The organism is Stenotrophomonas sp. GW821-FHT01H02A (assembly GCF_059422145.1).
The window spans coordinates 121,263-134,109 of sequence record NZ_JBWKWI010000005.1; the positions used below are offsets into that span (position 1 = coordinate 121,263).

The following is a 12,847-nucleotide window of genomic DNA, read 5'->3' on the forward strand; positions in this document are numbered from 1 at the left end:
TTAGAACCCGAAGATTTCCTTGCCGAGTGCGAACACCGGCAGGGCGGCGAGTACGCCGTCGATGCGATCGAGCACGCCGCCATGGCCCGGGATGATGTGGCCGGAGTCCTTGGCGCCGGCGTGGCGCTTGATCAGGCTTTCGTACAGATCCCCCAGCACCGAGGCGAACACGGTGACCACGGCGGTGATGACCAGGCCGACCAGATGGGCGCTGTCGATGCCGGCCAGCCAGCCGAAGCCCAAGGCCACGATCAGGCCCGCGATCATGCCGCCGCCGAGCCCTTCCCAGGTCTTGTTGGGGCTGATCCGCGGGGCGAGCTTGGTGCGGCCGAAAGTGCGGCCGGCGAAATAGGCGCCCGAATCGGCGGCCCAGACCACGGCCAGCGCGGTCAACAGCCACAGGTGGCCGTTATCGCTGCTGGCGTGGATCAGGACCAGCGACGCCCAGGCGGGCACGATCGCCAGGGTCCCGGCCAGCAGCTTGAGCGCCCGTGCCGGGCTGCTGGGACTGGCGCCGAAGTTGAAGAAACGCAGCCAGAGCAGCGCCAGCAGCCACCAGCCGATGCCGATCAGCGCGGCGATCTGGTACAGCACCAGCGAGCCGGCATCGGCCCACACGATCAGCACCATCAGCACCAGGTTCAGCACCAGCAGCACGGTGCGGGCGAGGGTGTCTTCGACGTCGGCGAGCTTCAGCCATTCCCACAGGCCGATCAGGAACACGGCGGCCGCCGCGGCGGCCAGCCATTGGGTCGGCAGCATCAGGATGGCGAGGATGGCGACCGGCGCCATGATCAGCGCGGCGATGACTCGGGTCTTGGTCATGGGGAAGAGGTCTCGGTGGCCAAGGCGGCGATCTGGGCGCTGGTCAGGCCGAAACGGCGTTCACGCGAGGCATAGGCGTCGATCGCCTGCTGCAGGACGGTGGCGTCGAACTCGGGCCACAGCACATCGGTGAACCACAGTTCGGTATACGCCAGCTGCCAGAGCAGGAAATTGCTGATGCGGGTGTCGCCGCCGGTGCGGATGAACAGGTCCGGCGGCGGCAGGTCGGCCAGGGCCACGCGGCTGCTCAGCATCGCTTCGTCGATCTGCTCGGGCAGCAGGCGCCCGGCCGCGACCTCGGCGGCCAGTTCGCGCGCGGCACGGGCGATGTCCTGGCGGCCGCCGTAGCTGGCGGCGATGTTCAGGGTCATCGCACGGTTGTCGGCGGTGCGCTGTTCGGCCAGCTGCATGCGGCTGACCAGCCCGGCGCCGAAGCGCTCGCGCTCGCCGATGAAACGCACGCGCACGCCACGCCGATGCAGCTCGTCCACTTCGCGGTCAAGTGCATTGAGGAACAGCTTCATCAGTGCGTCGACTTCATCGGTCGGCCGGCCCCAGTTCTCACTGGAGAAGGCGAACAGGGTCAACGCGGCGATGCCGTGGTCGAGGCAGAAATCGATGGTGCGGTTGACCGCGCGCGCGCCGGCACGATGGCCGATCACGCGCGGGCGACGACGCTTCTGTGCCCAACGCCCGTTGCCATCCATGATGATGGCGACGTGGCGCGGCATGGGCGCGGCAGAGCCGCTGGTCGGGGCCTGGGACATGGGGCTCAGACCGCCATCAGTTCCTTTTCTTTCTCGGCGACCACGCTGTCGACGTCCTTGATGGACTTGTCGGTCAGCTTCTGGATGTCATCTTCGCCGCGCTTCTTGTCGTCTTCGCTGATCGCCTTGTCCTTGATCAGGTTGGCGATCGCCTTGTTGGCGTCCTGGCGGATGTTGCGGATCGCGATCTTGGCGCCTTCGCCTTCCTTCTGCACCTGCTTGCCCAGCTCCTTGCGGCGCTCTTCGGTCGGCGGCGGCAGGTTCAGGCGGATGACGGTGCCGGCCACGTTCGGGGTCAGGCCGAGGTCGGAGGCGTAGATCGCCTTCTCGACGTCCTTGATCATGCCCTTGTCGAACAGCGTGATGACCAGCGAGTGGCCTTCGGAAACGCTGATCGAGGCGACCTGGTTCAGCGGGGTGTCGGTGCCGTAGGCCTTGACGGTGATGCGGTCCAGCAGGGCCGGGGAAGCACGGCCGGTGCGGATGGAGGTGAGGGTGTGCTTCAGAGCATCGATGCTCTTTGCCATGCGCGTCTGCGCGTCCTGCTTGATTTCGTTGAGCATCGCCCGAATCCTGGATGTCACTGGGAATCGGGCGATTATAGGCGAATACCGACCCTTTCCGGGCCGTTCAGGGCGCCCGGCGTGGGGCGCCGCTCAGGCTCAGGCGTTGTCGCGGCCCTGGACCAGGGTGCCGATGTTGTCGCCGTGCAGGATCTTGAGCAGCTCGCCCGGCTGGCCCATGTCGAACACGCGCAGCGGCAGGTCGCTGTCGCGGGCCAGCGCGAAGGCGGCGGTATCCATCACTTCCAGGCCGCGGCGGATCACCTCGTCGTAGGTCAGGCTGTCGAAGCGGACCGCGTCGCTGTACTTGTTCGGATCCTTGTCGTACACGCCATCGACCTTGGTGGCCTTCAGCAGCAGGTCCGCGCCGATCTCGATCGCGCGCAGGGCGGCGCCGGAATCGGTGGTGAAGAACGGGCTGCCGACGCCGGCGGCGAAGATCACCAGGCGGCCCTTTTCCAGGTGGCGGATGGCGCGGCGGCGGATGTAATCCTCGCAGACGTCATTGATCTTGATGGCGCTCATCACCCGGGCCTTGGCGCCCAGCTTTTCCAGCGCGTCCTGCATGGCCAGTGCGTTGATCACGGTGGCGAGCATGCCCATCTGGTCACCGGTGACCCGGTCCATGCCGCCTGCGGCCAGGCCGGCACCGCGGAAGATGTTGCCACCGCCGATTACCAGCGCCACTTCGGCACCGGCGGCCTGGGCTTCCATCACCTCACGGGCGAGGCGGTGGATCACCTTGGGGTCGATGCCGTAGTCCTCGTCTCCCATCAGCGCCTCCCCGGAAACTTTCAACAGGATGCGGCGATAGGCGAGCTTTGACATGGCGATCTCTGGGTGCGTGGAAAACGCCCGGATTCTACTGGAAGCCGGGCCATCGGGCAGCATAAATTTGCTGCACTGCGGCGTATGGAGGTGTCGCGGGGGCCGTGATGGCGGCCCCGCGCGCGGGATCGGGGTCAGGCCGGCGCGGTGCTCGGCGAGCGCGCGATGACCCGGTTGCGGCCCAGGTTCTTGGAGCGGTACAGCACGTCGTCGGCCGCCTTGAGCAGGTCCTGGACATCGGCGAAACGCTCGTAGCCCCCCTGGGTGGCCACGCCGGCCGAGAAGGTCACGAACAGCGGGCCGCTGGCGACCTCGGCCATCGGCGTGTTGACGATGCTCGCCAGCACCCGGCGTACCACTTCCAGTGCGACCGGTTCGGTGGTGTTGGGCAGCAGTGCGATGAACTCCTCGCCGCCGAAACGGGCCACGGTATCGCTGTTGCGCAGTTGCTCCTGCAGCTTGCTGGCGAACATGCGCAGCACCTGGTCACCCATCAGGTGGCCATGGGCGTCGTTGATCTTCTTGAAGTCGTCCAGATCGATGAAGGCAACCGAGAGTGGCCAGCCGTGCCGGGTGGCGCGCAGGAACTCCTGCTCGAGCACGGCTTCCAGCTGGCGCCGGTTGAGCACGCCGGTCAGCGCATCGCGGTGGGCCTGTTCGGCCAGCCGGTTGGCGCGCGCTTCGAACTCATCCGCCCGCTGGCGGGCCAGGGCAGCATCCTGCATCTCGCGCAGGTTGCGCAGGGTGGCCAGCTCCTGGGCATGGTCGATCAGCTGCTGCACGCGCGAGGGCGAGAACAGCGGGGTCTCGAACAGCGTGCTGATGTCCGGCAGCGATTCACCGATACGGGCCAGCACCTGGTCGAACTGGGCGCTGTCCAGGCCGAGCGTGTCGTGCACCTGCTGCAGGGCGTGCTCGCGTGCGGCATCGGCATCGCTGCCGAGCCAGATATCGGCCACGGCGCCGGACAGGGCGACGCAGTTCTGGAAGTTGTCATCGCCGGTGGCGGGCGATTCGCTGTGCGCGATGCTGTCCACCAGGTAGCGCGGCAGGCCCCATTCCTCGGCGACCCACGCGCCGACGTCGGCGTGGCTGCACTGCAGGTGTTCGCGCTCCAGCGCGACCAGCGCGTCGTTGTCGGTGGCCTGGCGCAGCAGCGGCAGGTAGGTGTCCGGTTGCGCCTGCGCCAGCGCGAGTACGCCGATGTCCTGCAGCAGGCCGGCCAGCATCAACTCTTCGGCTTTGCGCAGGCCGCGGGCCTGCCCAAGCAGGCTGGCGGCCAGCGCGCTGAGGATGCTGCGGCGCCACGCGCGCTCGCGCAGGTCCTGGCCGTCGCCGGCCGCGGTCAGGTTCTGGGTCACGGTGAAGCCGAGGGCGAGGCTGACCGTGGCATTCAGGCCGAGCATCGTCAGTGCCTGGCCGAGATTCTCGATCCGGCGGCGGCTCGCATACAGCGGCGAATTGGCGATGCGCAGCATGCGGGCACTCAACGCCATGTCGATGGCGATGATGTCGGCGGCGGTGGTGATGTCCGCTTCCGGATCCTGCGCCAGTTCGATGATGCGCAAGGCAATACCGGGCGGGGAGGGCAGGTTGCGGCAGAGCGCCAGGGCGGCTGTCAGCTCGGGAGGCATGGCGGGGTTTTCAATATGTTGGGGCAAGAATACCTGAGGTGCATCACAGTTTCGTCCTTGATTTCTTGCGTTGACGCGGCAGATCGGTTTGGGAGTATTGCCCTGATCCGGCACACAAAGCAAAGCCAACGGACAAAAAAAAGAAGCCGCGGAGTCCGCGGCTTCTTTCGTAACACATTCGAGCGGTGAAGATCAGGCCAGGCCGGCCTGCTTCATCACTTCGGCGGCGTAGTCTTCCACCACCTTCTCGATGCCTTCGCCGACCGCCAGGCGCTGGAAGCCGACCACGTCGGCACCGGCGGCCTTCAGGACCTGCTCGACCGACTGGTTGGTGTCCAGCACGTACGGCTGGCCGTACAGGGTCACTTCGTTGACGATCTTGGCGATCTTGCCGCTGATGATCTTTTCCAGGATATCGGCCGGCTTGGACTTGTCCTTGTCGGACATCTTGGCCAGTTCGATTTCCTTTTCCTTGGCAACGAACTCGGCCGGCACATCGGCGGCCTTGTTGTGCGGCGGGTTCATGGCAGCCACGTGCATGGCCAGGCCACGGGCCAGCTCTTCGTTGCCACCGGCCAGTTCGACCAGCACGCCGATGCGGCCGCCGTGCACGTAGGCAGCGACGTTGTTGGTCGATTCCAGGCGCACGATGCGACGCACGTCGACCTTCTCGCCAACCTTGGCGATGACGGCGGCGCGGGCTTCTTCGATCGTCTCGCCGGACGGCAGCTTGGCGGCCTTCAGGGTGTCGATGTCGGCAGCGCCCGAGCTCAGCGCGGTGGCAGCAACAGCCTTGGTGAAGTCCAGGAAGTTGCTGTCCTTGGCGACGAAGTCGGTTTCCGAGTTGACTTCGACCAGCACGGCCTTGCCGCCGTCCTGGGCCGCCACGATGATGCCTTCGGCAGCCACGCGGTCAGCCTTCTTGTCGGCCTTGGCCAGGCCGGACTTGCGCAGCCATTCGGCCGAGGCGTCGATGTTGCCGCCGTTTTCGACGAGTGCCTTCTTGCACTCCATCATGCCGGCGCCAGTGCGCTCGCGCAGTTCCTTGACCAGGGAAGCAGTGATTTCCACGGGATTTCCTCACGAAAGAAAGGGGTTGGGCCGGCATGGTGGCCGGCCCGTGTGACAGTGTCCTGTCGTCGCGCCATCGGCAGCGGACAGGAGCGGTGGGCGCGCTGCGCCCACCGCGGGCCTGGATCAGGCCTGGGCTTCGCCAGCAGCCGGAGCGTCGGCGGCCGGAGCGGCAGCAGCCTTCTTGGCCGGCGCGCGGCGGGCCGGCTTGGCTTCTTCGGTGGCGGCAGCGTCGGCGAACTCTTCTTCACGGACGGTGGCGGCGTGCGGAGCAGCAGCCTTGCCTTCCAGCACGGCGTCGGCAGCGGCGCGGGCGTACAGCTGCACAGCGCGGATGGCGTCGTCGTTGCCCGGGATCGCGTAATCGACCAGTTCCGGGTTGTAGTTGGTATCGACCACAGCGATCACCGGGATGCCGAGCTTCTTGGCTTCCTTGATGGCGATGTCTTCGTGGCCGATATCGATGACGAAGATCGCGTCGGGCAGACGGTTCATGTCCTTGATTCCGCCCAGCGAGGCTTCCAGCTTGTCGCGCTCGCGACGCAGGCCCAGCACTTCGTGCTTGACCAGCTTGTCGAAGCTGCCGTCGGTCTCACCGGCTTCCAGTTCCTTCAGGCGGGCAACCGACTGCTTCACGGTACGGAAGTTGGTCAGGGTGCCGCCCAGCCAACGCTGGTTCATGAAGGGCATGCCGCAACGCTCGGCTTCTTCACGGATCGACTCGCGCGCGCTGCGCTTGGTGCCCAGGAAGAGGATGGTGCCGCGCTTCTGCGCAACGCTGGAAATGAAGTTCATCGCGTCATTGAAGAGCGGAACGGTCTTTTCCAGGTTGATGATGTGGATCTTGCCGCGGGCGCCGAAGATGTACTGGCCCATCTTGGGGTTCCAGTAACGGGTCTGGTGGCCGAAATGGACGCCGGCTTCCAGCATCTGACGCATGGTGACCTGGGGCATTGCAGTAACTCCTGATAGGGAACCGGCCGCCACGGGTAATAGTTGGGCGGTCCGCCGCGAGGCGGGTGGTTCCGGGGTTTGGCTTCCCTGTCGCTTCCGTGACCGAACTCCTTGCGGAGCACCCCGGCACGGATATGGGCGGCAGGTGTGGATTCACCGGTGACGTCCGGTGTTGACGTGGTCCCTGCTTCGATGAGGCAGGAGATCCGGTCGATTATAGCCCGGCTTGTGCCGGCGCCGCAATCTCGGGCGCCAGGGAGGGCAGGGCGGCCTCTGCTGCGTGGTCCAGGCGGGCCTGGACGTGGCCGCCAACATATTGATCGGGGCGGAACGGAAGCGCCCAGGTCCGCGTCCGGCCGGGCAGCACATAGCCGGCAAGGCCCTCGATCACCACCTGGCGGGCCCCAGTGCGGTCGACGAAAACCAGGTCGGCCACGTGGGCGTGGCGCGCGCCACCATTGTAAAGCTGCACGCGCGCGTCCAGGCCCGGCTGGAGCCGTGCCTGCAGTGCCGGTGCCATCGCGGGTGCTTGAAGCGGGTCCAGGAACACCGGCAACGAGTAGCGCGGGGCCGTCGCCGCCGGCAGCGCCGGATCCGGGCTGATCACCAGCCGATAGGCCTGTTGGACCTGTGCGGGGGCGGCACCGAGCCGGACCACGCGCAGGCGCTGCCGCTGGCCGGGGCCGATGTCCAGTACGGACGGGCTCAGCGCCACGTCCTGGGCCGGCTGCAGGCGCTCGTCGTTGTCTTCCTGTTCCCAGCGATACAGCCGGGCCTGGCCGGACCACCGCACCGGATCGGGGTTGTCCAGCCACAGATCGGCGTCGGCCTGCCCGGCGGGCAGCAGCACGCCGGTGCTGGAAAGCTGCAGCGCCCTCGCATCGGCCATCGGCAGGGCCAGGGCCAGGGCAAGTGCGGCAAGCCCGCGCATCAGTAGGTCACCGTGGCCCGGTCAAGCCGGTCGCCGCGGAGCAGTTCTGCCGGGGTCAATGCCTCCACCTGCGTGGGCACCGGCGTGGGAGCATCGGTGCGCTGGTGCGGCATCGGGCAGTCCGGCCGCGCCCCGCGCAGTTCCGGGGCCGTGCAGTCGGCCACGATGCGGAACTGGATGCGCAGGCCGCCCTGCGGCTGCGCGGTGGCGGGCAACGCGGTGAATCCCGCGAGCAGGAGCAGGCAGGCCGGGGCGGGGGGGAGCCGTCTCAGGATCATCGAACATCGCAGGTAAAGGGGCCTGCCCATTATCGGCCAGGCGGCCGCCGGTCTTGAGGGCGCCGCGGGATCAGTAGGTGATGTTCACCGTGATCACATCGTTGTAGCTGCCCTGGGCCGGCAGGCTGCCGGAGGTGGGCGGCGCCCGCCCGTAGACGGTCAGCGTCTGGGTGCCGCCGGTGCCGGTGCCGGGAACGGTATCCACCCCGATGGTGTTGCCCCAGCGCTGGCTGCGGCCACTGTCGCGGTACAGCTCGTAGGCAATGAAGTAGCTCGGATTGGTGGCGTGCTGCATGCGCCGGGTGGTCGTTCCGAGCACGTGCTGGCCGTTGTCCAGGCCGATGGTGTACGCGGTGCGGTTGATGCAGGTCAGGCCGATGGTCGAGGTGCGGTCGATGTTTCCGGTAATGGCGCCGGCATTGCTGCCGAAGTCCATATCGGTGGTGACGTACGTACTGCATTGCGGCAGCACATTGGCGGTGACCGTGAACGGGAAGCCGGAGGCAACGGTCTTGTTGCCGGTCGCGCCGCCGCCGGCCGGGGTCGTGCAGGCGGGCGGTGGGGAGGCGGTACCGAGCAGTACTTCGTTGTAGGCGAAACGGACCGTGGTGTCCGCCGCGGCGAAGCTGCTGCTGAAGCTTCCTGCCGAGAGCGTCTGCCCGGCCGGAACCTGGCCATAGAGGGTGACGGTGACCGTGCCGCTGCCGCCGGTCACCAACGGCACGCTGTAGTTGAGGTCGATCACCTGCGCGCCCGGGTTGCTGCCTGGGGCAAGCCCCCAGATCGTGCTGCGGGTGGAATTGGTATACAGCTGGAACGCCATGGTGTCGGTCGTGGCGTTGCGCAGGCTGCGCGTGGGCTGGATGGCGCTGCCGCCGCTGCCGTTGCCGATGCCCAGGCAGGCGCGCACCGACGCGGTCGCCAGCAGGCTCAAGGCGGCCGTGCTGCAGCTGATGGTAAAGGTGGTGGTGGTATTGGTGACGCTGGCAGACCCGTTGGTGATGGTTCCGAACGCGAGGGTGACCGGCGTGGTGACCACGCAGTTGGTGTCGGCATGCGCGGCGCCGCTGCCGAACAGGGCGAGCACGGCCACCAGCAGCAGGGCGAGCGCGCGGATCACGGTGATGGCCCGGCGATGCAGCGGACCGGCCCCAGTCGACGCGGGTGCGGCTCGCTGCGGCTGGGGGGCTCCAGTGCCACCGTGCAGGGGCCGCGCGCGGTGTCGATCCGCAGGGTGAGCGGCAGGGTCACGTCCTCCAGGTAGGTCTGGCCGTCGTAGCCGACGATCGCCGTGCGCGTCCCGGCCAGATGCACGACGCTGCCGGGGGCCAGCGGCTGGCCGCTGTCATCGTGCAGTACAAGGGTGAGGGGGTGGGTGTGGCGCAGGCCGAAATCCACGCCTATACCGGCGCTCTGGCGCGGCGTGACCCAGCGGTCGACCTCGGCGGCGCGGATGTCTGCCGGCAGGTCCAGGGTGTCGATCGAGAGCCGGTTGCGCTGCCAGGACAGCAACGGCGTCACCAGCAGCAGGCCGTTGTGGTCGGTGCTGCCGATCAGGCGGTTTTCCAGCCGTACCGGTACCCCGGCGAACCTGCCGGTGGAGACCACGGCGAATGCATCGGGCACTTCGCGTGCGGCGAACACGTGCCCCCCCATCCAGACCAGGCTGCCGCTGGCGCTGGCATAGCCGTAATCGGTATCGCCCTGGCGCGAATACCCCAGTGCGTAGCGTCCGACCCGGTTGAGCCAGCCCACTTCACCCAGGCCGCCGCCGCCATCGTCGCCGCCGCGCGCCTGCACGCGCCAACCGACCCCGCCCTGGCTGCCGTCGCCGGGCACCGGCTGGGACAGGTCGGCCACATAGGTGGTGCTCTCGCCGTTGCGCTGGGTGGACAGGCTGGCCTGGCGATTGCGCCCCAGCGCGGCCGACAGCGACAGGTAGAGGCTGCGATCGTTGCTCTCGTCCAGGTTCTGGTTGACCGACAGGTAGGTGGACCAGCGGCGTCCGACGTTGGCCGACCAGAACAGGCTGGCGTAGCGGTTGTCCTCACCATCGCGGTAGCGCAGGCGCAGGTAGCTGGCACTGATCGCCCCGGCCGCGTCCAGGTTCACGCCCAGCGTGGCCTGTTCGCTGATCTGCGGGGTCGGGCTGTCCTGCAACGCACCGAGGTCACGATAGTCGCCGTGGGTGCGTCGGCTGGACAGGTTGACATTGAAGCGGCGGTTGTTCCAGCTGTATCCCAGCCCGTATTGGCCGCCGTTGCGGCCATCCTGGCGGCTGTGGACGTAGGCGGCATTGAACACCCCGGCGCCGCCCAGCAGCCACCAGCCGCCAGCGCCTGCATTGCGCACGCCGCCCCCGCCTTCGGCATGCAGTTCGGCGGTGAACCGGTCGCTGACGCCGTAACGCCAGGTGCCACTTCCCACGGTCTGCGCCTCGTACGCGAACGAGCGGATGCCATAGTCCCGGCGCATGCGTCCCACGCCCAGTGACCAGTCCGACAGGCCCTGCGCCAGCAACTGCTGGGTGCCGTAGAACGCGAAGTCCAGTGTCTGCATGCGGCCGAATGCATCGGTGATCACCACCTGGGCATTGCCGGTGCCGTTGATGCCCGGCTGTGCGGCCAACTGGAACGGTCCAACCGGCACCTGGCCGTTGTACTGGCGTAATCCGTCGACATACAGCTCGACGTTGGAAGGCACCACGGCTTCGCCGAGGAAGGTCGGGGTGGGGGTCAGCAGGCGATACGGCTGCAGGCCATAGTTGCGTCCGATCTGGATGCCGCCCATCCGCACCGGCCGGCTCCAGTCGACGAAGCCGCTGTAGAAATCGCCGACGGTCAGGGTCAGTGCGGCGTCGGGGAAATCCAGTTGCCAATGGGTGTCCAGGCGCACGCTGTCGGTCCGCCAGCCTTGTCGGGGAACCTCGTAGGTGCGCTGTACGGTGCTGTTCTCCAGCACGCCATTGCCGAGCCCGAACAGCCGCAGTTCGCTGGTGAGTGCCAGGTTGCCGCCGGCCTCGCTGTGACTGCCGTAAACGTCGTAGTTGAGGAGTGCTCCGGGGGAGGCGGAGGCATGCGGCGTGGTTTCCTGGGCACGCTCGAGCCGGGTGGTCGGCAGTGCGAGCTGGTCCAGTGGCGCGTCCAGTGCCAGAGTCTGCAGGGAGGCGTCATAGCGCAGCACCACGCCGGCCAGGCGATCCAGTGGCACCGGCGCGTCGCCCTGCGCGGGGAAGCCGAGCTGGCGCAGCGTGGCCGGCGCGGCGAACAGGCGCCCCAGTTCCTGGGTGAAGGGGAGCAGGCCACGCGGCGCCCGATTGAGGGTCACGTCCAGGTACAGGGTCTGCGGCGCGGTCAACGGGGTCGGTGCCGGCAGCACGGCGTCGCCCGACGCGCCCGAAGCCTCCAGGCCGATTTCCGCCGCGTGCATCGTCCAAGGCAGCAGGCTGGCGCTGAGCAGCATCCGCGCGCAGGCCTCAGCGAGCCGGTGGCGCGACGGGCAGTGGCGTCTGGGCCGACTCACCATTGATCCTGGCCATGAAGGTGGCTCCCGCCAGGCGGGTTGCCGAAAGCTCCAGCGGCCAGCGCATGGTCTGGCCGCCAAGGACGTAGCCGAGCAGGCCCGGATGCACGGTCTGCGGGCGCTCCGGAGTGCCGATGGCGAGGTCGGCCAACTGCGCGTACGCGCCGCCGTCGTTGCTTACTTCCAGTGCCGGGCGGCCATCATCCAGGGTGATCTGCCGTGCCCGCAGCTTGGCGGAGGCAGCCTCGACGGGTTGTACGAACACCGGCAGCGAGTAGCGCAGCACGAACTGCATGCCGGTCCGGTTCGGATCCAGCGTCGGCAGTTCGTCGACGATCACCCGGTAGGCCAGCTGTCGTGCCGGGGCCTGCGGGTCGCTGCGCACCACCCGCACCAGCTGCTGTTGACCAGCGGCAAGGGACTGCATCGGCGGGCTGACCTGCAGGTCGTCGGTCGGGGTCAGCTGGTCCTGGCCGCCGTGCTGGCTCCATCGGTAGACCCGCACCTGCACCTGCACCGGTGCGGTGCCGCTGTTGCTGATCCACAGCGCGTCGGCGTTCTGTCGGGGCCCCAGCTGCAGTCCGGTCGGTGCCACCTGCAGGCTGGCGGCCGGGACGGTGCCGATGGACAGGGCAGACAAGGCGCAGGCCAGTCCCAGGCGCCGCCAGAGGCGGGCCCGTGCGGTCATTGGCATGGGCTGCCCTCAGTAGGAAATGGTAGCGGTGACCGTATCCTGGTAATTACCCGTCGCGGCGTTGTTGACGCTCGGGTTGGCGATCTGGCCGTACACCGTGTAGGGCACGGCCAGGCCAGTGCCGATCCCGGCCACCGTGTTGGTGCCGGTGGTGGCACCCCAGACGTTGGCGTGGCCGGCATCCTGGTAGAGCTGGTAGCCCACGAAATTGTTGGTGGTAACAGCGGCGTTGGTGTTCTTCATGCGCCGGGTGGTCACGTCGTTGGCGGTGCCGGCGTTGGACCCGGCGTTCAAGGCGATCGTGTAAGGGGTCAGCGCCGAGCATTGCGCGGTGATGGTGCCCTGCGCGTTGGACGGGGTAGTGGCCGTGGAGAGGGCCGAGCCGAAGTCGACGTCGGTGGCGGCCGCCGCGGTGATCGTGCAGGCCTTGGTGATGATGATCTTGACGTTGAAGGTCGTGGTATCGGCCGCCAGGGCGGGCGCAGCGAGGCTGGCAATGGCCAGGCTCAACAGGGCAGGACGGAGAAATCGCATGGGCATGCTCCTTGGACGCGGGTCCTTGCTGAACAACACGATGCTGCCGGACGGGTGGGACGATGGAACGGTCTTGATCCGGTTATAGGTTTGGCGTTGTAGGGAGGTCGTGAGATTTGGCAGATTCGATGGCCGTTTTCGGCACAATCCCTGTGTTCCGTGACGTACATCGCAGTCATTCATGGACGTGACCGGCCCGGCCGCCCAAACCGCGGCTGTCAGCGTTCCACCCGATCCCGTTCAGAT

At 67.6% G+C, this 12,847-nt stretch carries 13 protein-coding genes; all 13 read right to left on the minus strand.

The features are described 5' to 3' along the window. Window positions 1–825 carry a phosphatidate cytidylyltransferase gene (locus AC07WC_RS09450; RefSeq protein ID WP_495209778.1) on the minus strand — a complete coding sequence of 275 codons (825 nt, stop codon included), beginning with the start codon at window positions 823–825 and terminating at the stop codon, window positions 1–3. Next, complete coding sequence (gene uppS, locus AC07WC_RS09455; protein ID WP_495209936.1) at window positions 822–1,556, minus strand: polyprenyl diphosphate synthase; 735 nt, start codon at window positions 1,554–1,556, stop codon at window positions 822–824. Before uppS ends, AC07WC_RS09450 begins: the two co-directional genes overlap by 4 nt. Before the next feature lie 41 nt (window positions 1,557–1,597). Continuing rightward, entirely contained in the window at window positions 1,598–2,155 is a 558-nt protein-coding gene (frr, locus tag AC07WC_RS09460) for a ribosome recycling factor (RefSeq protein WP_046272044.1), read from the minus strand. 99 nt (window positions 2,156–2,254) lie between these two features. Beyond that, window positions 2,255–2,983 carry a UMP kinase gene (pyrH, locus tag AC07WC_RS09465; RefSeq protein ID WP_019184398.1) on the minus strand — a complete coding sequence of 243 codons (729 nt, stop codon included), beginning with the start codon at window positions 2,981–2,983 and terminating at the stop codon, window positions 2,255–2,257. A 134-nt stretch (window positions 2,984–3,117) separates the two neighbouring features. Beyond that, window positions 3,118–4,617, minus strand: coding sequence for a GGDEF domain-containing protein (locus AC07WC_RS09470; protein WP_495209779.1), 1,500 nt, complete (start codon window positions 4,615–4,617; stop codon window positions 3,118–3,120). 192 nt (window positions 4,618–4,809) lie between these two features. Next, a complete protein-coding gene (gene tsf / locus AC07WC_RS09475; protein ID WP_088433310.1) occupies window positions 4,810–5,688 on the minus strand; it encodes a translation elongation factor Ts in 879 nt (292 codons plus the stop codon). A 126-nt stretch (window positions 5,689–5,814) separates the two neighbouring features. Then, the gene (rpsB, locus tag AC07WC_RS09480; protein WP_088433311.1) at window positions 5,815–6,642 is read right to left on the minus strand and encodes a 30S ribosomal protein S2; all 828 of its coding nucleotides are present in this window, start codon (window positions 6,640–6,642) and stop codon (window positions 5,815–5,817) included. Window positions 6,643–6,856: 214 nt separating this feature from the next. Then, window positions 6,857–7,573, minus strand: coding sequence for a fimbrial biogenesis chaperone (locus AC07WC_RS09485; protein ID WP_495209780.1), 717 nt, complete (start codon window positions 7,571–7,573; stop codon window positions 6,857–6,859). Next, window positions 7,573–7,788: a hypothetical protein gene (locus AC07WC_RS09490; protein WP_495209781.1), complete on the minus strand. Its 216-nt coding sequence runs from the start codon at window positions 7,786–7,788 to the stop codon at window positions 7,573–7,575. The genes AC07WC_RS09485 and AC07WC_RS09490 overlap by 1 nt, the downstream gene beginning before the upstream one ends. Before the next feature lie 133 nt (window positions 7,789–7,921). After that, window positions 7,922–8,968 carry a Csu type fimbrial protein gene (locus AC07WC_RS09495; protein ID WP_495209937.1) on the minus strand — a complete coding sequence of 349 codons (1,047 nt, stop codon included), beginning with the start codon at window positions 8,966–8,968 and terminating at the stop codon, window positions 7,922–7,924. Next, window positions 8,968–11,313: a fimbria/pilus outer membrane usher protein gene (locus AC07WC_RS09500; protein ID WP_495209938.1), complete on the minus strand. Its 2,346-nt coding sequence runs from the start codon at window positions 11,311–11,313 to the stop codon at window positions 8,968–8,970. The genes AC07WC_RS09495 and AC07WC_RS09500 overlap by 1 nt, the downstream gene beginning before the upstream one ends. A gap of 13 nt (window positions 11,314–11,326) precedes the next feature. Beyond that, window positions 11,327–12,067: a fimbrial biogenesis chaperone gene (locus AC07WC_RS09505; protein ID WP_495209782.1), complete on the minus strand. Its 741-nt coding sequence runs from the start codon at window positions 12,065–12,067 to the stop codon at window positions 11,327–11,329. Window positions 12,068–12,076: 9 nt separating this feature from the next. After that, entirely contained in the window at window positions 12,077–12,601 is a 525-nt protein-coding gene (locus AC07WC_RS09510) for a Csu type fimbrial protein (protein ID WP_495209783.1), read from the minus strand. Between the last annotated feature and the right edge of the window lie 246 nt (window positions 12,602–12,847).